The sequence below is a fragment of the Gordonia amicalis genome, from assembly GCF_022059885.1.
In the GTDB taxonomy this organism is placed as follows: Bacteria; Actinomycetota; Actinomycetes; order Mycobacteriales; family Mycobacteriaceae; genus Gordonia; species Gordonia amicalis.
Genome location: NZ_CP091855.1, coordinates 71,137 through 93,420 on the forward strand (window position 1 = coordinate 71,137; position 22,284 = coordinate 93,420).

The window sequence follows — 22,284 nt, forward strand, 5'->3', positions numbered from 1 at the left end:
CCCGCAGCGCGGGAACAGTGAGGTGGGGAAGCACGGGAGCGAGGGAACATGACAGCACGCAACACGAGCGAGGCCGACGACGTGGCCGTCGATTCGGTCAACGGGACACCACCGGGATTCCACAACGGGGAGGTCGCCTCGACCGTCTCCGGGGCCCTCTCGCTCGCCGACGTCGGTAACGACGTGTTCATCGCAGGGCCCGCCAGTGCCGACGATCCGCGTGGCCTCTACGGGGGTCGTCTGACCGCCCAATCCCTGCGCGCCGCCTCACTCACCCTGCCGGACAACCGGCTCGCCCACTCGATGCACTGCTACTTCCTGGTCCCGGGTGATGCGACCAAACCGATCACCTTCACCGTCACCCGCGAACGTGACGGCGGCCGGTACTCGGTGCGGCGCGTCGTCGCCAGCCAGGACGGCGTGGACATCCTCCATCTCGCCGCTTCCTTCCAGCGGGAGCAACCGGGCGCCGACTACCAGGCGCAGGACATGCCGGCCACGGTTGCTCCCACTGAGCTGACCTCGGTCCCCCAGGACCCCCGGATGCTCGACCTCGACGTCCGCATCCCCGACGACGGCGACCAATACCACCGGTGGCCGACGCGTCTGTGGATCCGCATCACCGAACCCCTCGACACGGACCCGAACAACCCGGACCCGAACCTCCGGGCGTGCGGCCTGGTCTTCATCTCCGACATGTGCACCGGACTCTCCAAGGCGCCCATGGTCAAGCACGTCGGCATCCTGCCCAGTATCGACCACACCGTCTGGGTCCACCGTCCGTGCGACCCCAACCAGTGGATGCTGATGGACCTCGCACCTGAGTCGACCTCGAGCGGCCGCGGCATGTACACCGGCCGCATCTACAACGAGGACGAAGTATTGCTCGCAAGCCTCGCGCAGGAGTCGCTGTTCCGTAACCGCGAGAAGCGCAACGGTTCTCACACCGCCGGCCGCAACGGCCACGCCAGCTAGAGCATCACAACAGAGTGCGGGATGAGTGCCGATTTCCGACACTCATCCCGCACTTTGTGTAGAAGCTGCTCAGGGAGCGGAGGCGGCGATCCGGTCCATCTCGTACCGCAGGATGCCGTCGCGAGTGTCGGCGGGCGGGTCGGGCAGCTCGACCGGCGCCGACCGGGTGGGCAACAGGACGGTCGCGGTTGCCGGCGAGGTGATGGCACCGCGCTGGTTCTCGCACCAGAGCTCGATGTCGACCTCGTTGCGACCGTCGACCTGACGCTTGTCGACGACCTGCCCCTTGAGCCACGTGGTGTCGCCCATGTAGTTGAAACCCCGGTGCTGCACCGACAGCTTCCACAACCAGCCGTCGTCGCCGACCCAGTCACTCAGCAGGTGCGTCAGCCAGGTCTCGCGCATGGCGCCGTAGTCATACGACGTCGGGATCCCCAGTTCGCGTGCGCGTTCGGGTTCCCAGTGCAGGCGTTGCACAGTGTCCGGGATGTTCAGCGAGTTCGGGGGATACAGACCGGGAGCCTTCTTCCGGATCTTGTACGCGTGCCCGAACGCTCCGTTCGGGGTCAGCTGCATACCCCAGCCGACGTGCCACACGACGACGTCCGTCGTGACCAGCGGGCCCTTGACCTTCGTCGGCAGCGGATCACCGACCTCGACGTCCTCCCAGTACCGCGGCACCGCACCCCGACGCTCCTCGGCCTCGTACGCCGCGTCGATCTCGGCGAGCTGTTCGGGCGTGTACGGCTCCGGTTCGAGGGTCTCCTTCTTACGCTTCTTCGACGCCGTACGCTCGGCGTTGATCCAGGTTCCGCGTCGGATCACGCAGGGCTCACCGCGTGCGTTGTCGTAGATGAAAGCCCGGGTCACGTGCGCCGACCGGCCGCCGAAGCTGCTCGTCTTGGGGACCACACCGACCTGGGAACGCAGGCAGTTCAACCGGTCCCCGATGTGGAGCGGTCGCCACCACTCGAATTCCATGACCGCCTGATACGACCCAAGGCCAGCGAAGGGATCGCCGCGGAACAACGCCTTGGTCTCCGCATCCGGCTTCGGCGCGGCATCCTCACCCATCGTGTAGTGGAAGGCCGGCGGAGCGATCAATCCGCCCCAGCGGGTCGTCGCGCCGTACTCGCGGTCGCAGAACAGCGGGTTGTCGTCGCCGTAGGCCTGGGCGAAGTGTCGCACTCCGTCCCAGGTCACTTCATAGTTGTGCGGCGCATGCGGAATACGTTCGGGCACACCGTTTCGCAGTCGGCTGCGTTCGATCTTCTCGTCGGTCAGCACACCGAAACCGCTGTCGGTCACCGTCATGAATCACTCCGCTCTGTCAACGATCGCCGGATCTCGATGAGCCGGTTGAGCCTTCGTTCGCCCTCGGTGGTCGCGGCGTCGTCGCCGGCATCCTTCGCCGACTCGACGCGCGCACGCTCGGCCTCGATCTCCTCGTCGAGGAGCAGGCCGGCACCGTCGCGGGTGAGGAGGTCCTGGTCGGTCCAGTCCGCCGCCGGGATCTGCTCGACGGGTTCCGGGCTCTGCCGGTCTCCCACGGCCTCAGCCCTCGGCCCGCGGGAAGTCGAACAGCTTGCGGGCGTTGAGTTCCACCATCTTGTGGACCTCCTCGTCGGGCACGTTGCGCATCGACTCGGCCACCACCTTGCGGCTGTTCGGCCAGTTGGAGTCGGAATGCGGGTAGTCGCATTCCCAGGTGATGTTGTCGATGCCGACCGCATGCCGGTTGTCGATGCCGTGCTGGTCTTCGATGAAGCATCCGAAGATGTGCTCGCGGAACAGATCCGACGGTCGGACCGTCTGATTGATGTTCTGGTAGTAGCGATGCTTCTCCCAGGTCAGGTCGATCCGCTCGAGCATGTAGGGCACCCAGCCGATGCCGCCCTCGGACAGCGCGAACTTGAGCTTCGGATGCTTGTGGAACACCGGCGAGAAGAGCAGATCCGCCGTCGCATACATCGAGTTGCAGCCGAACAGTGCGATCATCACCGCCATCGGTGCCTCGGGTGCTGTGATCGGCGGCTTGCCCGACGTGCCGAAGTGGATCGACAGAACCTGTCCCGTCTCCTCACAGGCCGAGAAGACCCCGTCCCAGTGATCGGTGTGGAACGACGGCAACCCGAGTGGCACCGGGTTCTCCACGAAAGCGATGGCGCGCGAACCCTTCTGGGCGGTCCGATGGATCTCGGCGATCGCCAGTTCGGTGTCCCACAGCGGCAGGATCACCATCGGGATGTAACGGTCCGGCGCGGTCGGACACCACTCGTCGAGCAGGTAGTCGTTCCATGCCTGCACACACGCGTGCGCCAACTCCTTGTCCTCGCCCTCGAGGAACACCGTGCCGGCGAACCGAGGGAACGACGGAAAGCACAGCGCCGCATGGACGCCGTCGACATCCATATCCGCCAGGCGAGCCTTCGGGTCGTAGCAGCCGGGCAGCATGTCGTCGTAGCGGACGGGTTCGGCGCCGTACTCCTGCGGCTTCTTCCCGGCCACCGCGTTGAGCCCGATATAGGGGTAGATCCGATCCTCATAGCGCCAGACCTGCGCCGGCGGCCGGCCCGGCCGCAGCTCCTTCTCGATGATGTTCGGCCCCGCCTCCAGATACTTCCGCGGAAGGCGATCGGTCCACAGCTTCGGGTGTTCGATCAAGTGGTCGTCGGTCGAGATCAGTTGCATGTAGTCCTGCAGTGGCATTGCATCTCCTCGCGTTTCGCCCGTGTTCGTCCGGGCAGATCGGACTGCCGGCAGCGCGTGACGACGCACTGGGCCACGAATCCATCGTGGCACGTCGAAACGTCGCTCCACAAGAGAATCAGATCAATGAGTTATCTGCTTTTCCTTCCCGAATCCTCACTAAATGAGTTAACTCTATGCTAGCGTCCGGGGTGTGACTGTTGAGGACAATGCCGGCGAGATCACCGCCGACACCCCGTTCGCGCCGGCGGATGACACGTACCACGTACCACCCACCGACGACCCGTACTGGGTGGAGACCAACTGGTGGTCGTTCAACATCCCCGCACGGCACATAGGCGGCTGGCTTCATGCCCGCTACGACGTCAATCGCGGCACGGTGACCTGGCGGGTCTTCGTGTGGGATCCCAGCGGCGCCGACCTCGGTCGCATCGCCTACTACCGCAACGCGACCGACAAGCCGATGCCCGAGAACCCCGACCTGCGCGACATCACCTTCCCGCACGGCGGTTTCTCGGTGAAGATGATCGAGCCGCTCACGCGCTACCAGATCGCCTACTCCGACCCGGCCAACGACTTCTCGATCTCGTTCGAACACACCGCAGTCCATCCTCCACGCCGCTTCACACCCGGCGAGCCGCCGGCGATGTACAGCCCCCACCTCGACCAGCTCGGTCACCAAGTGGGCGAGCTCGTGCTGCGCGGCGAGTCGATCCCGATCGATTCGTACTCCATCCGCGACCGCACCTGGGGCCCCCGCGGTGGGCACCACATGCAGTCCAAGAAGCCCGAGTACCTCCGCGGCGAACACAAGGTGCTCCATCCCGGTGGGCCGCGGTGGCGCGAGATCGAACGTGAACGCGGCCGCGGCCGTATCCAGTACATCTTCGGTCATTCCGGTCCGGAGACCGGATTCCTCGGCTTCGTGCGTCCCCAGGACGGCGACGCCGAGGGCTGGTCACCCCTCAATCACGGATGGCTGCTCCGGGACGGGAAGTTCGAGCGCCTCGACAAGACGCAGTCCCGGATGCGCAACTTCCGCGACCCGCAGACCGGGTGGAGCGCCCACATGCAGGTCGACCTGACCGACCTCACCGGCCGGACCATGTCCGCCGAGGGTTTCTCGGTGAGTCACATGTGCGAGGGCGGACTCGGCAGTAATGCGCTGATGCGCTGGGAGTTCGACGGTGAGATCGGCTGGGGTGAGGACCAGGACGGCTGGAAGCGTTCACACTGGATCAAGATGATGAACGCCCTGCGCGCCACCGGCAACCACAAGGAGGAGGCGTGAGCATGACACCCACCGAGAATTCAGCGGCAGCAGCTCCTTTCGACGGTGTGCGGGTCGTCGAGATCGCCGCCTGGACCTTCGTCCCCGGGGCGGGCGCCATCCTGGCCGATCTCGGTGCCGACGTGATCAAGGTCGAACCGCCGTCCGGCGATCCCCAGCGCAATCTGCAGAACGCCCTCAACCGCAAAGAGGGTGCCCCGAACCCCTTCCTCGAGGTCCCCAACCGCGGAAAGCGGAGCATCACACTCGATCTCACCACCGACGACGGCCACGACCTCCTCCTCAAACTGGTGGAAAAGGCCGACGTCGTTCTCACCAGTTACCTCCCGGCGCAGCGGACCAAGCTCCGCGTCGACGTCGACGACCTCCTCGCGGTCAACCCGAAGCTGGTCTATGTCCGGGGAACGGGCTGGGGTTCCAAGGGCGACAAGGTCGATGTCGGCGGATTCGACGCGGCAGCAGCGTGGTCGGCCGGCGGCACGATGCACAAGCTCACCCCGCCGGGAGCCGACCGCCCGACGATGCAACCGGCGGCCTACTACGACCTCCAGGGCTCCAGTGCGATCGCCGGTGCCGTCGGGATGGCGCTGTTCCGCCGCGAACGCACCGGCAAGGGCGGCGTCGTGGACGTCTCGCTACTCAACACCGGCATGTGGCCGCTGAGCCCCGATCTGACCGCGGCCCCTTACATCGGGGAGATCCCGCGCCAGGATCGCACCGACGCCCCCAACCCCATCGTCAACGCGTACCGCACCAAGGACGACCGCTGGATCAACCTGGTCTGCCTGCAGGCGCAACGCTTCTGGGGTGAGCTGTGCGCCCTCGTCGACCGCGTGGACCTGATCGTCGACGAACGGTTCGCCGACGACATGGGCCGCTACACCAACCGTCACGAGTGCATCGCCGAACTCGACAAGGCGTTCGCCGAGAAGACCCTCGACGAGTGGCGTCACATCCTCGCCGAGTTCTCCGGTGTGTGGGCGGCCGCCGCGACCGTCGCCGAACTCCACGACGACAAGCAGGTGCTCGACAACGGTTTCCTGCCCGAGGTACCGACCGAGGACGGCGCGGGTTTCCGCGTGGTCGCTCCTCCATATCACTTCGACGACCAGCCCACGACGCCGCGACGGCGGGCTCCGAGGCTCGGCCAGCACACCGAGGAGATCCTGCTCGAGGCCGGACTCGATCCGCAGCAGATCAGCGACCACCGTGAACGGGGCGTGCTGGGCTGACCTCAGCGCCCCGTCCAGCGGGGCGTGCGTCGTTCGGCGAAGGCCGCGGGCCCCTCTTTCGCGTCCTGCGAGGCGAACACCGGGTCGGTGAATTCCACCTGTCGCGTGAAGGCCTCGCCGTCGGGCCACAGCCGGGACCGGTCCGCGAGTGCCTTGCTCGCGCGGACCGCGAGGGGTGCGTTTCCCGCGACGACCGACGCGAGTTCGAGTGCGGCCTGCAGGGCGGCGCCGTCGGCGGTGACCCGGTTGACCAGGCCGAAGTGCTTCGCGGTTGCCGCCGCCATCGGCTCACCCGTGAGCAGCAGTTCGAGGGCAACCGCACGCGGCAGCACGCGAGGTATCCGGATGGCACCGCCGGCCCGGGCGATGAGACCTCGCTTGACCTCGGGCAGTCCGAACTTCGCGCCCTCGCCGGCCACCACGAGGTCGGCGGCGAGAACCATCTCGAAACCGCCGCCCAGAGCCCAGCCCTCGACTGCGGCGATGAGTGGCTTGGCCGGTGGCGACTCCACAAGTCCACCGAATCCGCGTCCGTCCACGACCGGCCGCTCACCGAGTTGCTGAAACCGCTTGAGGTCCATGCCCGCGCAGAACGTCTCGGTGCCGCCGGTGAGGATGCCGACCGCGAGGTCGGGGTCGGCATCCAGCCGGGTGAGTGCCGCGGCGATCGCCTCGGCCGCGGACTTCGACATCGCATTGCGCTGCTCCGGACGGTTGATCGTGATGACGAGGACACCTCCGCGGATGTCGGTCAGCACCTCGGCCGGTCCGGCCACCTCGAGTTCGGCGGTCATCTCGGTGCCATCCTGATCGCACCGTCGAGCCGGATCGTCTCGCCGTTCACGTACGGGTTCTGCAGCAGGGTGAGCGCCATCTGGGCGTAGTCATCGGGGTTTCCGAGACGCTTGGGGAAGGGCACCGACGCGGCGAGGCCATCGCGGATGTCCGAACGCAGCCGGGCCAGCATCGGGGTGTCGAAGGTGCCGGGGGCGATGGTGTTCACCCGGATGCCGACACTCGCGAGGTCGCGCGCGGCGACGAGGGTGATGCCGTGGATCGCCGCCTTCGACGCCGTGTACGACGTCTGGCCGATCTGTCCGTCGAAGGCCGCCACGGACGCGGTGAGCACGATCGCGCCCCGCTCGCCGGACTCCGTGTCCACGGGCTCGGCCTGCGCGATCTGCTCGGCGCCGAGACGAAGCACGTTGTAGGTACCGATGAGGTTGATCTCCAGGACATCCCGGAAGCTCTGCAACGGCGCGGCCGCGCCCTGCCTGTCGAGGATGCGAAGGCGATCGCCCCCACGGCCGGCGCAATGCACCACTCCGCGCAGCTGTCCATGGGATGCGCTCAGCGTGAACGCCTCACGCAGACTGTCCTCGTCGGTGATGTCGGCCGGGACGAAAGCGGCTGCACTGCCGAGTCGTTCGGCCACGATCTTGCCGTCCGAGGACGGTAGATCGGCGATGACGACTCGTCCACCGGCCCCGACGATGGCCGTCGCCGTCGCCTCCCCCAGCCCCGAAGCGCCGCCCGTGACGAGAAATACGTTGTCGGACAGTCTCACTGTTTCGCTCCTCCAGCGCTCGGCACCGGCCCGGCGATGTCCCGGCCGATGATCTCCTTCATGATCTCGGTGGTGCCACCGACGATCGTCTGCACCCGTGCGTCGGCGTAGGCCCGAGAGATCGGGTATTCGTCCATGTAGCCATATCCGCCGTGCATTTGCAGGCAGCTGTTGATGATCCGGTTCTGCAGCTCGGTGGTCCACCACTTCGCCTTGGCGCCGAGTGTCGCGTCGAACTCTCCGGCGTTCAGCGCGAAGATCCCCTGCTCGAGGAAGGCTCGGGTGATCTCGACCTCGGTGGTCATCTCGGCGAGCCGGAACCGGGTGTTCTGGAAGTCGATGACACGCTGGCCGAAGGCCTTGCGTTCCTTGGTGTAGCGCACCGTCCATTCGAGTGCGGCCTCGGCGGCGCTCAGCGCCCGCCAGGCGATGGACAACCGCTCCAACGGAAGCTGGGCGGTGAGATGGGCGAAGCCCCTGCCCTCCTCGCCCACCAGATTCGTTGCCGGCACCCGCACGTCGGTGAACGAGATCTCCGCGGTGTCCTGCGCATGCAAGCCCAGTTTGCGCAGTTTGCGGCCGCGCTCGAATCCCGGGACGTCGGTGGGTACGAGGATCAGCGAGAGCTGCGGTCGTCCGTCCTTGGTTCCCGTCCGGGCGGCGGTCAGTACCACGTCGGACGAGAACCCGCTGGTGATGAAGGTCTTGGCTCCGTTGATGACCCACTCGTCACCGTCCCGGACCGCCGTGGTCTTCATTCCCCGGAGATCGCTGCCGATGGCCGGTTCGGACATCGCTATCGATGCGACGACCTCGCCTTGCGCCATCGCCGGCAGCCAGCGGCGCTTCTGGTTTTCCGTACCCAGTTCGGTGAGGTACGACCCGACGATGTCCTCGTTGATCGACAATCCGGAACCGAGTGCTGCCGCACCGACTTTCGCTAGCTCTTCGTGGACGACGCACCGGAACCGGTAGTCGGTGACACCGCCGCCGCCGAATTCCTCGGGGAAACGGAGTCCCAGGATGCCGAGGGACCCGGCGGTTTTCCACACCTCACGACCGGTGGCGCGCGCTTCTTCCCAATCGTCGAGGTTCGGGGTGACGTCGCGGGCCACGAAGTCGCGCACGACCTCCCGGAACGCCTCGTGGTCGGGCTCATAGAAGTGTGTCGGCACAGCGGTGTCCCCCAATAGTCGATGCAGCAGATCGGTGTAGCCAGGTCGGTGTCAGTCGACGAGTTCGTAGAGGGTGGCGTTGGCGGTACCGCCGCCCTCACAGATCGCCTGCAGGCCGTAGCGGATTCCGTTGTCGCGCATGTGGTGGATGAGGCGGGTCGTCAGGATGGCCCCGGACGCGCCGAGTGGATGACCCACCGCTATGGCCCCGCCCAGTGGATTGAGCCGGTCGAGGTCGGCGCCGAGTTCGGCCTGCCACGCGAGGGGCACCGGGGCGAAGGCCTCGTTGATCTCGACCGCGCCGATGTCGTCGATCGACAGTCCGGTGCGGCTGAGCAGTTTCTGCGTCGCCGGGATGGGTCCGGTCAGCATCAGGACCGGGTCGTCGCCCACCACCGATTCCGCCGCGATCCGGGCGAGCGGGGTGAGTCCGAGTTCCGCTGCCTTCGCCGACGTCATGATGATCACACCGGCAGCACCGTCGGAGATCTGGGAGGCGTTGCCCGCGTGGATGACCCCGTCCTCACGGAACGACGGCTTGAGCGCGGCGAGCTTCTCCGGTGTCGTCCCGCGGCGCAGACCTTCGTCGACGGAGAACGTCCCGTCGGAGGTCTGCACCGGAACGACCTGGGTGTCGAAGGCGCCGCTGTCGATCGCGGCGGCGGCGAGTTCGTGGGAGCGCGACGCGTATTCGTCGAGCGCCTGCCGCGAAAGGCCCCACTTCTCGGCGATCAGTTCGGCACCCTTGCCCTGATTCAGTTCATCGGTTTCGTAGCGGTCGAGAACCGTTTGCCCATAGGGGAAGCCGGTCTGCCGTGCCGCACCGAGCGGCACCCGCGACATGGTCTCGACCCCGCCGGCCACGACGATCTCATGTGCTCCCGCGATCACCGCATGTGCCGCCGATTCGATTGCCTGCTGCCCGGACCCGCACGCGCGGTTGACCGTCACCGCCGGCACCGAATCGGGCCAGCCCGCCGCGAGCACCGCGAACCGGCCGATGTTGCTGGACTGATCGCCGAGCTGCGTCACGCAACCCCACATGACGTCGTCGACGATCGCCGGGTCGATCCCGGCGCGGGACACCAGTTCGTTCAGCACCACCGCAGACAGATCGGCGGCGTGCACGCCGGCGAGCGAGCCGTTGCGCTTGCCGATCGGTGTCCGAACCGCCTCGACGATCACCGCATCGCGGGGAGAACTCGTCTCGCCGTACCTCATCCCGTGCTCCCCTAGTCGCTGGCCGGCAGCGGCTTGGCGTCCTTGAGGACGAGGGGAACGGTACCGATGGCGAGGGTTCCCGCGCCGGCCTTGGTGACCAGCACCTCCAGGCCCGGCGCGTCCTCGGCGGTGTACCGCTTCCCCAGTTGGTTTCCCTCGTCGAGACCCGCTGTGACCGAGTAGTTCTCGATGTCCGATCCGATCGGGACCACCGGTGCGCCACCGCACGTGAGGTCCACGTCGCCCGCCGGCGGGCTCACGACGATGATCTCGGTGTCGCAGACCTGGCTGCGGAGTCGGGCTCCTGGCTTCAGCGTCATGACTTCTCCTGTACTCGTTCGAATTGCGCCACCAGTTTGCGGCGCAACACCTTCCCGGTGGCGGTCTGTGGCAGTTCATCGACCCAGATCACCTCGTCGGGTGTCCGGGAGCCCCGAAGCCGGGCGCGGACATGGGATCGCACGTCCTCCTCGGAGAGGTCGGCCTCCGGATCGGGCACGATGACCGCCACCAGCCGCTGGCCCCACTCCTCGTCGGGCAGACCGATCACCGCCGTCTCGCGCACGGCCGGGTGGGTCAGCAGCACATCCTCGATCTCGGCGGGCCCGATGTTCTCGCCGCCGCGGATGATTGTGTCGTCGGCGCGTCCCGCGATGAAGAGGTAGCCGTCGTCGTCGGTCCAGGCCTGGTCGTTGGTGGGGAACCAGCCGGCGTCGTCGAGCACCGAACCCTTGCCCAGATAGGAACCCGAGACCTGGGCGCCGCGGACGAACAGCGAGCCGGTCTCGCCCGGCCCGACGGGTTGCCCGTCGGCGTCGCGGATCTCGATCTCCATGCCGGGCACCGGCCGACCGACGCTCTCGAGTCGTCGTCGGATCCTCGGGTCGTCGGAGGTCATGGCGGCAGCGTGATCATCCGGACCCAACAGTGCGAGCGTCGAGCTCGTCTCCGTCAGTCCGTAGGCGTTGCAGAAACCGGCGTCGGGGAAGGCACGCATCGCACGTTCGAGAACCGGGAGCGGCAGTCGCGCACCGCCGTAGGACATCAGACGCAGTGCCGGCGCCTCGGCGAGGCCACCGCCGAGCGCATCGACGATGCGGGCGAGCATGGTGGGGACCACGGTTGCCGAAGAGATCGATTCGCGGGCAACGAGTTCCAGCCAGTCATGGGCGTCGAAGTCGGGTAGGTGCACGACGCGACGCCCGCCGTAAAAGTTGGTGAGCGTCGCCCCCACTGCCGCCACGTGATAGGGCGGCACCGTGATGAGGGCCGCCTCGTCCTCGCCGGCCCCGGCGAAGTCGACGGTGGCGAAGACATAGGCCTGGAGGTTCTCGTGCCGGAGCGGGACGACCTTGGGTTTCGACGTCGTACCGCTCGTGTGCAGTAGAACGGCAGGAGCGTGATCGGGAACATCGTTGGGCGGCAACGGTTCCGACTCCCGAGCGGCCGCGAGGAAGTCGTCGAGACCGATCACCTGCGCACGTCCGGCGACCCGGTCGCGGTACCGCTCTTCCACGACGATCAGCGGACGCTCGAAGTCGTCGATCAGTTCGCCGAGCACCTCGTCGCCCAGCCGGTAGTTGATCGGGACGAAGGGCACCCCGGCCAGCGCGGCCGCGAAGAAGACCTGGGGATAGCCGGGACCGTTACGGCCGAGATAGATCACTTCGGAGGGTCCGAACCCGGAGATGACCGAGGCCCCCCCGCGCGCGGTGGCGACCACGTCGGCATGAGTGAGGCCCGATGCGCGGTCACCGAGCGCAACACGATCACCGAGCCCGGATTCCACCATGTCCAGGAGAAGGCCGACGCCCATGTTTCCCGCCAATCCACGTGAGGTCACAGTTGGTACGCAGCGTAGAGCCGCACACCGCTCATCGTAGATGATTCAGTGCAATCAGTTACACTATTCGGGACAAGTGGTTGCGCTCACGGCGACCATCTGCATCTCAGTTGAAGAGATCCACCACGGATTCGGTGGCGAACCGCCCCCACAACATCTTCTTCGCGACCAGATTCATGTGCCGGCGCCAATGCGCCTCGGCAGCGTCGGCGTCACCGGCCTCCACCAGGCCGACCAGTTTGCGATACGCCCGGATCGACTTCTTGAACTGGGTGGCGACCTCGTCGATGTCCGTCGTCCGGGAGACCACACGCGACATGTGCGTGGCGACGACGTCGGCGAGGACATGTCCAAGCAGGCCGATCGTCTGGTTGCCAGCGCGCTCGAGGATGAGGTCGTGGAAGCGGAACGCCGTCGTCGACCAGGTGTCGAGATCCGCGGACTCGGCACCGGCGTCGACGCGGTCGGCGAGCTCGTCGATCACTGCGACGAGGGCCTTGATGTCGTCATCGGTCCGACGTGCGGCCAACATCCGCACCGCAGCGGGTTCGAGGACCATCCGAGCCTCGTACAGGTCGGACAGCGTCGTGTTCTGGATCTGCAGCAACAGGCCGAAGTAGCGCGCGGCGACCGAGACATCGGGCGAGACCACCTGCACGCCGCCGCGCGAACCGCGGCGGACGACGATGAGGGACTCGTTCTCCAGGATGCGGAACGCCTCGCGCAGCGTGGGCCGCGAGACGTCGAATCGTTGTCCCAGTACCGTTTCCGGCGGCAACATGTCACCCGGCTTCAACACTCCGCGCACGATCTGACCGCGGAGTTGTTGAGCGATGAGTTCAGCGGTCTTCGGGACCTGAATCCGCTGGGGCAGTCCGTTCTCGTCGAACGAGTTGTTGGCCAATTCCCACACCTTCCGAACGCCGGCGACCGCCGAGCGGGGTTCAGCCTAACACCCGAACTGATCGGCCCCTCGTTTTGGCGAAACCGATATGAAAATGAACACACCCATTGTACGGTTGAATCATATAACTCATCTAGTGATCCGCCGTGGGGCGCAAGGGAGGAGCCGACGCGATGTCGGATGCATCAACTCAGAGCACGCGTACTGGTCAACTCTTCATCAACGGCAAGTGGGTCGACGGTCGGGGCGATGAGACGATCACCGTGATCAATCCCGCCACCGAGGCGGTGATCGGAACGGTCCCGCAGGCGACCGTCGCCGACGTCGACGATGCGGTCGCCGCAGCACGCTCCGCATTCGACGAGGGCCCGTGGCCGCAGATGTCGGTGCGCGAACGTGGCGCGGTGTTACGCCGGATGGCCGAGGGTTTCGCCGACCGCCGCGCCGAGCTGGTGGACCTCTCCGTCGCCGAGGCGGGATCCACCCGTGCGCTGGCGGAGTTCCTGCAGGTCGGCACCCCGATCGACCACTTCTTCGACCTCGTCGACCGCGTACTCCCCAGCTTCGAGTTCGAGACCCCGCTGCCGCCGATGATCGGCAACGGCATCGGTCAGGGGGTGGTGGTCCGCGAGCCCTTCGGTGTCGCCGCCCTGATCACGCCGTTCAACTTCCCGCTGTTCCTGAACCTCTGCAAGGTCGCGCCGGCACTGGCCGCGGGCTGCACGGTTGTTCTCAAATGCTCGCCGTACACGCCGTTCGAGGCCCTCGTGGTCGGCGAGATCGCCGAGGCCGCGGGACTGCCGCCGGGCGTCCTGAACGTCATCACCGGCGACGTCGAGGCGGGCGAAGCGCTGACCACCCACCCCGGCGTCGACCTCATCAGCTTCACCGGCAGCGACACGGTGGGCACGAAAGTGTATGGGCAGGGGGCACAGTCGCTGAAGAAGGTGGTGCTCGAGCTCGGCGGCAAGTCGGCAAACATCCTCCTCGAGGACACCGATCTGGACAAGGTGATGCAGAGCGTGCTCGGGGGCTTCATCACCCATGCCGGACAGGGATGCGCGCTGATGACCCGCATCCTCGTGCACGAATCGCTGCACGACGAGCTCGTCGGCCGCGTCAAGATGGCGCTCGACTACGTCCCGGTGGGCGATCCGGCCGATCCCAACGTGGTGATGGGTCCGCTCATCCGTGAGGCCCAGCGCGCCCGGGTGGAGGAACTGATCCGGGTCGGCCAGCAGGAAGGCGCCCAGATCGCCTACGGCGGTGGCCGACCCGCCGGACTCGACAAGGGGTTCTTCGTCGAGCCCACCCTCTTCGTGGGTGTGGACAACGGTATGAAGATCGCCCAGAGCGAGATCTTCGGACCAGTCGGAGTGGTCATCCCCTTCTCGGACGATGCCGAGGCCGTCCGGATCGCCAACGACAGTCCCTACGGACTCTCCGGCGGCGTCTGGTCGGCCGACCCCGTACGCGCACATGGCATTGCGCGCAAACTCCGCACCGGCATGGTCGTCGTCAACGGCGGTGGCGGCGGATTGATGCCCGACGGACCGTTCGGCGGATACAAACACAGCGGCATCGGACGCGAGTTCGGCGCACACGGGCTGTCCGAATACCTGCAGCACAAGACGATCCAGTGGGCGGCGGCACGGTGAGGGTCGTCGTCGACCAGGACAAGTGCGGCGGCCACGGTCGCTGCATCGCCGTCGCACCTGATCTCTTCGACCTCGACGACGACGGAGTGAGTTTTCCGATCACCGAAGTGATCGGGACCGATCAGGAAGCAGCGGCCAAGGAGGCCGTCGCCAACTGTCCGCAGAGCGCGATCCGCATCGAATGAGACCTTTGCCGGTCATCGGGAGGACTGAATAAGCAATGTCGAGTTCACTTGGGGAGAAACCCGATTCGGGTCCGGTCGGGCAGACCTCACCGGATGACCCGGTCGCCGCACCGGTGGCCAAGGAGTCACCGCCGATCGTGTGGCTCGCCCGGCTGGGGGCGGTCTTCGTCGCCATCCAGGCCTACGTCTACATCCGGTGGATCTTCTCCGACTCCTTCACGCCCATTCCGACCGGCCCCGACGATGTACCGACCCACACACTCGTCATCATCCGGGCGTCGGAGGTCATCTGCGTCGTCGGCGTGATCGCCTCGATCATCTGGCTGGTGCGCCGGACACGACGCGACGGACAGTTCCCGACCATCGGTGTCTTCATGATGGGCTGGCTGCTCACCTGCTGGCAGGACGTCGGCGTCAACGCGGTGGTACCCGTCTTCTCCTACAACTCGGCCTTCCTCAACATGGGCACATGGGGCGAGTTCGTCCCGGGTTGGGTCAGCAAGGGACCCGAGACCCCCGCGCCGATCCTGTACGAGCTGGCCGACTACATGCTGTTCCTCCCGCTGGCCGTTGTCGGCATCGACAAGCTTGTGACGTCCGCGCGTGCGCGATGGCCGCGGCTCAACAAGGCCGGCATCATCGCGGCCCTGCTGCTGATCTTCCTCGTGCTGGACACCATGAGCGAGCAGATCCTGCAGCGCCAAGGGCTGTGGTCGTACCTGCGGGTGAACGAGACCTGGTCCATCTTCACCGGCACGCTCAACCAGTTCCCGCTGTACGAGGGCATCGTCTTCGGTTCGGTCGTCATGGTGGCGTCGATGTGCTTCTACCTGTTCCGCCGCGACGGTGACCGGCTGATCACCGACGCCGGCATCGAACGGCTCAAGATCACCCGCGGCGTCGCCGTCGTGCGCATCCTCGCGTTCTCGGCGGTGATGAACGTGATCCTCGCGGTCTTCTTCCTCGGCTTCAACCTGGTCAACATGCACGCCGACGTCGCGCCCACCGACGTACCGAGCTACCTGCACCAGAACATGTGCGGACTGGCCGAGAACCCGCCCTGTCCGCACCTCGAGTAGCCGAACGCCGAATCACGGGATGACCGTCAGCGCTGCACGCCCGGCGCGACCGGACGATCCGGGTCCGACGACCACTGCGAGAACGACCCGGGAAACAGGGTCGCGTCGATGCCGGCGACCGCCAGGGCGGCGATCCCGTGGGCCGCGTTGACCCCGGAGCCGCAGTAGACCACCACCTCGCGCTCGTCACCCGGTACGATGCCGACCTCGGCGAATCGGCGCCGCAGTTCGTCGGCCGAACGGAAGCGCCCCGTCTCGTCGATGTTGTCGACCGTCGGGGCGTTGACCGCGCCCGGGATGTGTCCGGCCCGTGGATCGACCGGCTCGACGTCACCGCGATACCGTTCTCCCGCACGAGCATCGACGAGCAGCGCGTCACCGTCCGCTACGTCGTCGATCGTGGCGACCGGGAGGTTCCCGGCGGTCAGCGTGACCGTGCCGGCGCGCGGTCGCCCGCCCTCTCCCGTCGTCGTGCGCAGACCCTCGGCACGCCAGGCGGCGAGACCACCGTCGAGCAGGCGGACGTCGGCGTGCCCCGCCCAGCGGAGCAACCACCATGCCCGCGCGGCCGCGAGGTTGCCCGAATCGTCGTAGACGACCACGGGCACGCCGTCGTTGATCCCCCACCGACGAGCGGCTGCCTGCAGATCCTCGATCGCGGGGAGCGGATGCCGGCCGCCGACCGGCCCGGACGGCGGGGCGGCCAACTCGGTGTCGAGGTCGACGTACACCGCGCCCGGAATGTGGCCCTGCCGGTAGTGTTCGCGACCGTCGGGATCGCCGAGCCGCCAGCGCACGTCGAGGACGACCGGGGGCGTGCTCAGAAGATGTTCGGCCAGGTCGAGCGGGGTGATGAGGTACTCGTGCATGGCGCGAGGATACCGATCGGCAGAATGGTCCGGTGGCGCTCATCCCCGCGGTCTTGTTCGGCCTGCTCACCTTCTGGCTACACCGCCGGATCGTCCGCGCGACCGCACTTGCCCGGCCCTGGTCGATCGTCGCCGATGGTGCGCTGGTGGTGCTGTGGGCGCTGGCGGTCGTCGGGTTCGAGAGCGGACGATCACTGGACCCCTCGTGGGCGCGTCCCATCGGCACGATCGGGCTGATCTGGCTCGCGACCTTCTTCTACCTGTTCCTCGGCCTGACGATCATCGGCCTGCTCTCGTTCGGGGCGCGCGTCATCCGGTGGGCGCGACGCCGTCTCGCGGGTGCACCGGACACCCCGCAGTCGGCCGCGCGCCGGTTGCGCCGGATGCGGATCGCGACGGCAACCGTGGTCGTGGTGGCGCTCGGGGTCACCGGGTACGGCGTGTTCGAGGCGTCCCGGCCACAGGTGACCGAGGTCAGCGCCACCTTCGACAACCTGCCCCCGCAGTTCGACGGACTCCGGATCGCCGTGGTCTCCGACCTCCACGTCGGACCCGCTCGGGACGCCTCGTTCACCCGTCGCATCGTCGACGAGATCAATGCGCAGAATCCCGAACTGGTGCTTCTCGTCGGAGACCTCACCGACGGCACGATCCCCTATGTCCGCGACACCCTGGAACCGCTCGCCGATCTGCGGGCGCCGCTCGGGGTGTACGGCTCCAGCGGCAATCACGAATACTACTCCGACGACGGGGGGCGCTGGCTGGACGTCTGGGAGGAGTACGGCGTGCGGACGCTGCGGAATTCGCGGGTCCCGCTGACGGTCGACGGCGGCACGATCCAGCTTGCGGGCGTCCACGATGCCACCGCCCCCGAACCGTACGAGCCGGATCTCGCTGCTGCTTTGCAGGGTTCGTCGTCCGACGATTTCGTGCTGCTCCTCGCCCATCAACCCAAGCAGGCCGTCGAGGCCTCCGAACTCGGCGTCGAACTGCAGTTCTCGGGCCACACCCATGGTGGGCAGATGTGGCCGATCCGATATCTCGTTCCGCTGCAACAGCCGTCGGTCGTCGGGCTGGATCGGGTCGGAGACACCGTGCTCTACACGACGCAAGGCGCCGGCGCCTGGGGGCCGCCCGTTTGTGTGCTCGCTCCGCCGGAGATCACGATGTTCACGTTGCGGACGACCCCGTGACCATGCGGGTAGGCTCACCCACGATGACCGAGTTCACGGTGGATGTCGGCGGACGACGGGTCCGTGCACGGGCTGTGGGCGAGGAGTCCGCGCCGACAATCGTGCACTTCCACGGAACACCCGGCTCACGACTCGAGCTCGCGTTCGGAGATGAGATCGCCCTACGGTCGGGCGTCCGAGTGGTCAGCTTCGATCGTCCCGGCTACGGGCTGTCCGATCCGGCACCCATCGGTCTCACCGCGGTCGCCGCCGATGTCGAGGCACTGGCCGATCGCCTCCGGCTGGATCGGTTCGCGGTCTTCGGCTGGTCAGGCGGCGGACCGTTCGCACTGGCAACCGCGGCTGCGCTACCCGATCGGGTGCGCCGCGTCGGAGTGTCCGGCGGTGCCGGACCCGCCCTCGAAGTCCCCGGCGCGCGTGAACAACTCACAGACAACGACCTCCAGGCGCTGTCACATCTACCGGAAGACCCGGCGCGGGCTGCCGAGATCTTCCTCGCCGGCAACCGGGAGCTGCTCGACGCCATGATGTCCGTGCGAGCCGATCCCGAGGCGCCCTGGATCGAGTGGATGTGGGGTGCCAGCGACCCCGCGGTCATCACCGACCCCTCCGTCCGTCGTGCCCTCCACGAATCCTTTGCCGAGGCGCTGAGACAGGGCCCGGACGCGATCGCGTGGGACAACGTCGCATTCGTCGGCCCCTGGGACTTCCGGCTCGACGCGGTGTCCGCACCGGTGCATCTCTGGTACGGCGCCGACGATGCGATGGCCGTACCCGCCACCGGTGAGTGGCTCGCCGGACATCTCCCCGACGCGGAGCTCACCGTCTTACCCGGTGAGGGGCACCTGCTCCCGTTCCGGCACTGGGACGCGATGCTGTCCACGTTGATCGACGGGTGATCCGCACCCGGGAACGCGACACGACACCGCCCCGGCGACGACGGTCTCCGGGGCGGCGTGCGGTGTTGTCAGGCGTTGACGTCCGACGGATGCGTCGCGAGCGGGGTCACCTTGATGTCCATGTACGGGAACAGTGGCAGACCCGACAGCAGCGTGTGCAGCTCATCGTTCGAGTCGACGTCGAAGATCGAGTAGTTGGAGTATTCGCCGACGATCCGCCAGATGTGCGGCCATTTGCCGGATCGCTGGAGATCCTGCGAGTACGCCTTCTCCCGGGCGACGGTCTCGGCCCGGACGTCCGGGTCGAGATCGTCGGGGATGTTGACGTCCATCCGAACGTGGAACAGCATCACTTCTCCGGATCGAGCACGAAGTCGTAGGCCACCGTGAAGCCGCCCTTGCCGTCTTCCTTCGGGTCGAGCACGAGCTCGGGCTTGACCGCGCTGGCGACGTCGTCGTCGTTGTGCGGGTCACCAGGGAAGTAGAGTTGCGCGGTCAGCTGCTCGTGACCGGGCGCCGACACCTTGAGGTGCAGGTGCGCGGGACGCCACGGGTGCCAGCCGGCGGCGGCGATCATCTTCCCGCATGAACCGTCCGTCGGAATCATGTACGGCGCCGGGCGGATCGTGGTGATCTCGAAGCGACCCTCGTCGTCGGTGGTGAAGGTGGCGCGCAGGTTCCACTCCGGGATACCGGGCGCGAACTGCGAGTAGAAGCCGTCGTCGTCGGCGTGCCACAGCTCGACCTTGGCACCGGCGAGCGGGGTGCCGTCGCACGAACGGACCTGACCGTTCCACAGCAGCGGATCGCCCTTCTCGTCCTCGCGCATGGGCACCGCACCCTTGGAGCCCTGGTCCGGCGCATTCGGCACGTAGTACGGGCCCTCGATGCTGCCCTTGTTGCCCTCGCGGTGCTCGGTGGCCACATCTTCGACGACGTGCTCGACCCAGACGTCGAGGAACAGCGGCCACTCACCGTCTTCACCGACGTTGATGAGCCACGCCTTGAGGGCGTTGTACTCGTCGTAGGTGACCTTGTGCTTGCGGATCGTCGCGTGCACGCCCGCGAGGACCTCGTTGATCAGCGTGGCCACGCGCTCCGGCGGGGTGTCCTTGACGGCCTCGAAGGGCGACTTGTCGGCGTGGAATCGTTCGGTTGCGGAGGCTCCGGAGGCTGCTGCGGTCGCGACCTCGTTCGGGTGCTCGGTGGTGGTCATGATTTTCTCCTTGTACTCACTGCTCGTGGGGCTGCCACGAAACGCTTTGCGGGAAAGCCTTTTCAGTTGTCGGTGCGGTAGCGGTCGAGTTTGGCCGGATCGATCTCGAAGCCGATGCCGGGTGCGGTCGACCGATGCAGATGGCCGTCGCGGATCTGGAGCGGTTCGGCGAGCAGGTCGTCGCTCATGTCGAGGAAGTTCGACAGTTCGCCCGCGTACCGCGACGTCAGCTCGAAGGCACTGCCGAAGGCGAGCGCGCAGGCGGTGCCGACCTGGCCGTCGATCTGGTTGCCCATGACCACCGGGACGCCGAGTCCCTCGGCGAGGTGATGTGTCCGGCGTGAGGTGGTGAAGCCGGTTCGGGCGGTCTTGATACTGATCGCGGTGGCCGAACGGCCGAGGATCTCCCGGGTCACGTCGGCGGGAGTGGGCACCGACTCGTCGGCGATGAACGGTACGTCGAGCTGCTCGACGAGCCATCGGCGACCGAGCACATCCGCTGCGTCGCAGAGCTCTTCGGCGAACAGCAGATCGAGATCGGCCATCTCCTTCATGGCCCGCGCCGACTCGGCGGCGGTCCAGCCGCGGTTGCCGTCGACATACAGTTCGATCTCGTCGCCGAACCGCTCCCGCAAGGCACGCACGACCGCCGTGTCGAGGGTCACCGGATGGCGGCCGACCTTCACCTTGAAGGTCCGGATGCCGTACGTGTCGACCATCTTCTCGGCCTCGGCGACCATCGCCGCCGGTTCGGCGAAACCGAGCATGTGGCTGACCCGCATACGGTCGGTGAAGCCGCCGAGCATGTCGCCGACGGGAAGTCCCTGGATCTTTCCCAAGGCATCCCAGATCGCCATGTCCACTGCGGATTTGGCGGCCGGGTTGCCGATCGTCTTGGCCAGGCGCGCCGCCACGACCTCACGTTCGAGCAAGGTGAGACCGACGACCGCCGGCGCGAAGATCGTGTTGATCACGGCGATGATGCCGTCCTGCGTCTCACCGTAGGTGAACGGGCGTGGTGGGGCCTCGGCCACCCCGATGGCTCCGGCGTCGGTGTGCACGCGCACGAGCACGTGATTGGCGACCTGCACCTCACCCGACGCGAACTTCAGCGGCTTCACGTAGGGAATCGCGAATGGAATCGCTTCCACCCGAGTGATCTTCATGGTTCATCTCCGTATCGAGCGCTCGCGTGAGCGCCGGCTTGGGTTGGTTCGACGGCGAAGGCGGCGGCGATGACGTCGGCCACCGCGGCCGTGACGGGGTCGTCGTTGCCGGCGCGCCAGGCCAGTGCGACCTCGACGGTGTCGGCGTCGACCAGGTCCCGGACGACGAGTCCGTCGAGCGGCAGCGAGCGCACGGACGCCGGCAGCACCGAGACACCCAGACCGGCCGCGACGAGCGCGAGGAGTACCGCGGTTCCCGGCGCCGAATGGGCGCGATGGGGCACGAAACCGGCTGCGCGGCAGGTCCTCATCGCCGCGTCGTTGACGGCGGAGTCGCGGCTGTCGTACATCACGAAGGGTTCGTTGCGCAGGTCGGTGACCGAGACGACCGGCTCGACCGCCAGGCGGTGGTCGATCGACACGGCGAGCACCATCGGCTCGACGTCGATGACCCGTGTCTCGATGTCCTCGCCGACCGCCGGCGGTCGCAGGACGCCGAGGTCGAGTGCGCCGGCACGTAACGCGTCGCACTGGCTCGGGGTGAGCATGTCCGACTGGATGTGCAGGTCGACGTCTGGCAGCTCACGCTTGACCACCCGCGCGATCCGTGGCAGATGCGAGAACGCGGCGATACCGGTCAGTCCCACCCGAACCAGACCGCTCCGCCCGGCAGCGATCCGACGCACGCCGTCGACCGCATCGTCCACGCCCGCGAGGATTCGCTCTGCCTGACCCTTCAGGTAGGCCCCGGCCGGGGTCAGCGCCACCTGGCGGGTGGTCCTGGTGAAGAGCGTGACGTCGAGTTCGTTCTCGAGCTGACGGATGGCGTAGGAGAGGGCCGGCTGCGCGACGTGCAGCGACGCAGCGGCCTGACCGAAGTGACAGGTGTCGGCCACGGCGGCGAAGTAGCGCAAGTGCCGTAGCTCCATGACCTGGCCTTATCTCGATCTCGGTGGATGTCGGCCCCGGTGCTGTGACCGGGAACACGTCTCCACGGTAGGGCTTCGCATAGATACAGACAATGACCCATTTTCCGTCTATTAATGCCTTCTCTTTATCACTCTGGGCCTAGGTCAGGACTGGTCATTACCCCAGTGTGATC

At 66.9% G+C, this 22,284-nt stretch carries 23 protein-coding genes; 8 read left to right on the top strand and 15 right to left on the bottom strand.

Annotated elements, in window-relative coordinates; genetic code table 11:
• Positions 1 to 48 precede the first annotated feature (48 nt).
• Complete coding sequence (locus tag IHQ52_RS00320) at positions 49 to 975, top strand: acyl-CoA thioesterase (protein WP_024499706.1); 927 nt, start codon at positions 49 to 51, stop codon at positions 973 to 975.
• A gap of 69 nt (positions 976 to 1,044) precedes the next feature.
• On the opposite strand, the gene IHQ52_RS00325 is transcribed toward IHQ52_RS00320, so the two are convergent.
• Genes IHQ52_RS00325 through IHQ52_RS00335 form a run of 3 tightly spaced genes read right to left on the bottom strand, consistent with a single transcriptional unit; the run spans position 1,045 to position 3,684 of the window.
• Positions 1,045 to 2,289 (bottom strand): FAS1-like dehydratase domain-containing protein, encoded by a 1,245-nt coding sequence (locus IHQ52_RS00325; protein WP_024499705.1) that lies wholly within the window; start codon positions 2,287 to 2,289, stop codon positions 1,045 to 1,047.
• Positions 2,286 to 2,525: a hypothetical protein gene (locus IHQ52_RS00330; protein WP_024499704.1), complete on the bottom strand. Its 240-nt coding sequence runs from the start codon at positions 2,523 to 2,525 to the stop codon at positions 2,286 to 2,288. The genes IHQ52_RS00325 and IHQ52_RS00330 overlap by 4 nt, the downstream gene beginning before the upstream one ends.
• A gap of 4 nt (positions 2,526 to 2,529) precedes the next feature.
• Entirely contained in the window at positions 2,530 to 3,684 is a 1,155-nt protein-coding gene (locus tag IHQ52_RS00335) for an amidohydrolase family protein (RefSeq protein ID WP_024499703.1), read from the bottom strand.
• A gap of 193 nt (positions 3,685 to 3,877) precedes the next feature.
• Here IHQ52_RS00335 and IHQ52_RS00340 point away from each other — a divergent pair, with 193 nt between their 5' ends.
• Together IHQ52_RS00340 and IHQ52_RS00345 are read left to right on the top strand one after the other, a co-directional pair.
• Positions 3,878 to 4,975, top strand: coding sequence for a DUF7065 domain-containing protein (locus IHQ52_RS00340; protein ID WP_024499702.1), 1,098 nt, complete (start codon positions 3,878 to 3,880; stop codon positions 4,973 to 4,975).
• Positions 4,976 to 4,977: 2 nt separating this feature from the next.
• Positions 4,978 to 6,207, top strand: a complete 1,230-nt coding sequence (locus IHQ52_RS00345) for a CaiB/BaiF CoA transferase family protein (protein ID WP_024499701.1) — start codon at positions 4,978 to 4,980, stop codon at positions 6,205 to 6,207.
• Between the two features lie 2 nt (positions 6,208 to 6,209).
• Here the strand turns inward: IHQ52_RS00345 and IHQ52_RS00350 are convergent, their stop codons facing one another.
• The 7 genes from IHQ52_RS00350 to IHQ52_RS00380 form a co-directional block, all read right to left on the bottom strand.
• A complete protein-coding gene (locus IHQ52_RS00350) occupies positions 6,210 to 7,001 on the bottom strand; it encodes a crotonase/enoyl-CoA hydratase family protein (protein ID WP_024499700.1) in 792 nt (263 codons plus the stop codon).
• Positions 6,998 to 7,774 (bottom strand): SDR family oxidoreductase, encoded by a 777-nt coding sequence (locus tag IHQ52_RS00355; protein ID WP_024499699.1) that lies wholly within the window; start codon positions 7,772 to 7,774, stop codon positions 6,998 to 7,000. The genes IHQ52_RS00350 and IHQ52_RS00355 overlap by 4 nt, the downstream gene beginning before the upstream one ends.
• Complete coding sequence (locus IHQ52_RS00360) at positions 7,771 to 8,949, bottom strand: acyl-CoA dehydrogenase family protein (RefSeq protein WP_024499698.1); 1,179 nt, start codon at positions 8,947 to 8,949, stop codon at positions 7,771 to 7,773. The genes IHQ52_RS00355 and IHQ52_RS00360 overlap by 4 nt, the downstream gene beginning before the upstream one ends.
• A gap of 51 nt (positions 8,950 to 9,000) precedes the next feature.
• Positions 9,001 to 10,170: a thiolase family protein gene (locus tag IHQ52_RS00365; RefSeq protein ID WP_035760771.1), complete on the bottom strand. Its 1,170-nt coding sequence runs from the start codon at positions 10,168 to 10,170 to the stop codon at positions 9,001 to 9,003.
• 11 nt (positions 10,171 to 10,181) lie between these two features.
• Positions 10,182 to 10,490 (bottom strand): hypothetical protein, encoded by a 309-nt coding sequence (locus tag IHQ52_RS00370; RefSeq protein ID WP_024499696.1) that lies wholly within the window; start codon positions 10,488 to 10,490, stop codon positions 10,182 to 10,184.
• On the bottom strand, positions 10,487 to 11,986 hold the full coding sequence (locus IHQ52_RS00375) for a class I adenylate-forming enzyme family protein (RefSeq protein ID WP_024499695.1): 1,500 nt from the start codon (positions 11,984 to 11,986) through the stop codon (positions 10,487 to 10,489). Before IHQ52_RS00375 ends, IHQ52_RS00370 begins: the two co-directional genes overlap by 4 nt.
• Before the next feature lie 133 nt (positions 11,987 to 12,119).
• Entirely contained in the window at positions 12,120 to 12,926 is an 807-nt protein-coding gene (locus IHQ52_RS00380; RefSeq protein WP_198362475.1) for a FadR/GntR family transcriptional regulator, read from the bottom strand.
• 164 nt (positions 12,927 to 13,090) lie between these two features.
• On the opposite strand from IHQ52_RS00380, the gene IHQ52_RS00385 reads away from it, so the two are divergent.
• The 3 genes from IHQ52_RS00385 to IHQ52_RS00395 are packed head-to-tail and all read left to right on the top strand — an operon-like array spanning position 13,091 to position 15,839.
• A complete protein-coding gene (locus IHQ52_RS00385) occupies positions 13,091 to 14,575 on the top strand; it encodes an aldehyde dehydrogenase family protein (protein WP_096275020.1) in 1,485 nt (494 codons plus the stop codon).
• Positions 14,572 to 14,760, top strand: a complete 189-nt coding sequence (locus IHQ52_RS00390; RefSeq protein WP_096275019.1) for a ferredoxin — start codon at positions 14,572 to 14,574, stop codon at positions 14,758 to 14,760. The genes IHQ52_RS00385 and IHQ52_RS00390 overlap by 4 nt, the downstream gene beginning before the upstream one ends.
• Positions 14,761 to 14,795: 35 nt before the next feature.
• Positions 14,796 to 15,839, top strand: a complete 1,044-nt coding sequence (locus IHQ52_RS00395; RefSeq protein WP_096274680.1) for a spirocyclase AveC family protein — start codon at positions 14,796 to 14,798, stop codon at positions 15,837 to 15,839.
• Between the two features lie 26 nt (positions 15,840 to 15,865).
• Here IHQ52_RS00395 and IHQ52_RS00400 read toward each other — a convergent pair whose 3' ends face one another.
• Positions 15,866 to 16,708: a sulfurtransferase gene (locus IHQ52_RS00400; RefSeq protein ID WP_096274681.1), complete on the bottom strand. Its 843-nt coding sequence runs from the start codon at positions 16,706 to 16,708 to the stop codon at positions 15,866 to 15,868.
• Positions 16,709 to 16,740: 32 nt separating this feature from the next.
• Here IHQ52_RS00400 and IHQ52_RS00405 point away from each other — a divergent pair, with 32 nt between their 5' ends.
• The gene (locus IHQ52_RS00405; protein ID WP_096274682.1) at positions 16,741 to 17,901 is read left to right on the top strand and encodes a metallophosphoesterase; all 1,161 of its coding nucleotides are present in this window, start codon (positions 16,741 to 16,743) and stop codon (positions 17,899 to 17,901) included.
• Positions 17,902 to 17,924: 23 nt separating this feature from the next.
• Entirely contained in the window at positions 17,925 to 18,800 is an 876-nt protein-coding gene (locus tag IHQ52_RS00410; RefSeq protein WP_096274683.1) for an alpha/beta fold hydrolase, read from the top strand.
• A gap of 68 nt (positions 18,801 to 18,868) precedes the next feature.
• On the opposite strand, the gene catC is transcribed toward IHQ52_RS00410, so the two are convergent.
• From catC to IHQ52_RS00430, 4 genes are all read right to left on the bottom strand, one after another.
• Entirely contained in the window at positions 18,869 to 19,150 is a 282-nt protein-coding gene (gene catC / locus IHQ52_RS00415) for a muconolactone Delta-isomerase (RefSeq protein WP_096274684.1), read from the bottom strand.
• Positions 19,150 to 20,016 (bottom strand): catechol 1,2-dioxygenase, encoded by an 867-nt coding sequence (gene catA / locus IHQ52_RS00420; RefSeq protein WP_096274685.1) that lies wholly within the window; start codon positions 20,014 to 20,016, stop codon positions 19,150 to 19,152. The genes catC and catA overlap by 1 nt, the downstream gene beginning before the upstream one ends.
• A gap of 62 nt (positions 20,017 to 20,078) precedes the next feature.
• Entirely contained in the window at positions 20,079 to 21,182 is a 1,104-nt protein-coding gene (locus IHQ52_RS00425; RefSeq protein WP_096274686.1) for a mandelate racemase/muconate lactonizing enzyme family protein, read from the bottom strand.
• Entirely contained in the window at positions 21,179 to 22,111 is a 933-nt protein-coding gene (locus tag IHQ52_RS00430; RefSeq protein WP_096274687.1) for a LysR family transcriptional regulator, read from the bottom strand. Before IHQ52_RS00430 ends, IHQ52_RS00425 begins: the two co-directional genes overlap by 4 nt.
• Between the last annotated feature and the right edge of the window lie 173 nt (positions 22,112 to 22,284).

Bases quoted from the DNA above. Each gene is read 5' to 3' on its own strand.
- IHQ52_RS00400 (WP_096274681.1), bottom strand. From the start codon at position 16,708: ATGCACGAGTACCTCATCACCCCGCTCGACCTGGCCGAACATCTTCTG.
- IHQ52_RS00375 (WP_024499695.1), bottom strand. From the start codon at position 11,986: ATGGGCGTCGGCCTTCTCCTGGACATGGTGGAATCCGGGCTCGGTGAT.
- IHQ52_RS00350 (WP_024499700.1), bottom strand. From the start codon at position 7,001: ATGACCGCCGAACTCGAGGTGGCCGGACCGGCCGAGGTGCTGACCGAC.
- IHQ52_RS00365 (WP_035760771.1), bottom strand. From the start codon at position 10,170: ATGAGGTACGGCGAGACGAGTTCTCCCCGCGATGCGGTGATCGTCGAG.
- IHQ52_RS00425 (WP_096274686.1), bottom strand. From the start codon at position 21,182: ATGAAGATCACTCGGGTGGAAGCGATTCCATTCGCGATTCCCTACGTG.
- IHQ52_RS00335 (WP_024499703.1), bottom strand. From the start codon at position 3,684: ATGCCACTGCAGGACTACATGCAACTGATCTCGACCGACGACCACTTG.
- IHQ52_RS00320 (WP_024499706.1), top strand. From the start codon at position 49: ATGACAGCACGCAACACGAGCGAGGCCGACGACGTGGCCGTCGATTCG.
- IHQ52_RS00385 (WP_096275020.1), top strand. From the start codon at position 13,091: ATGTCGGATGCATCAACTCAGAGCACGCGTACTGGTCAACTCTTCATC.
- IHQ52_RS00370 (WP_024499696.1), bottom strand. From the start codon at position 10,490: ATGACGCTGAAGCCAGGAGCCCGACTCCGCAGCCAGGTCTGCGACACC.
- IHQ52_RS00410 (WP_096274683.1), top strand. From the start codon at position 17,925: ATGACCGAGTTCACGGTGGATGTCGGCGGACGACGGGTCCGTGCACGG.
- catC (WP_096274684.1), bottom strand. From the start codon at position 19,150: ATGCTGTTCCACGTTCGGATGGACGTCAACATCCCCGACGATCTCGAC.
- catA (WP_096274685.1), bottom strand. From the start codon at position 20,016: ATGACCACCACCGAGCACCCGAACGAGGTCGCGACCGCAGCAGCCTCC.
- IHQ52_RS00325 (WP_024499705.1), bottom strand. From the start codon at position 2,289: ATGACGGTGACCGACAGCGGTTTCGGTGTGCTGACCGACGAGAAGATC.
- IHQ52_RS00430 (WP_096274687.1), bottom strand. From the start codon at position 22,111: ATGGAGCTACGGCACTTGCGCTACTTCGCCGCCGTGGCCGACACCTGT.
- IHQ52_RS00395 (WP_096274680.1), top strand. From the start codon at position 14,796: ATGTCGAGTTCACTTGGGGAGAAACCCGATTCGGGTCCGGTCGGGCAG.
- IHQ52_RS00345 (WP_024499701.1), top strand. From the start codon at position 4,978: ATGACACCCACCGAGAATTCAGCGGCAGCAGCTCCTTTCGACGGTGTG.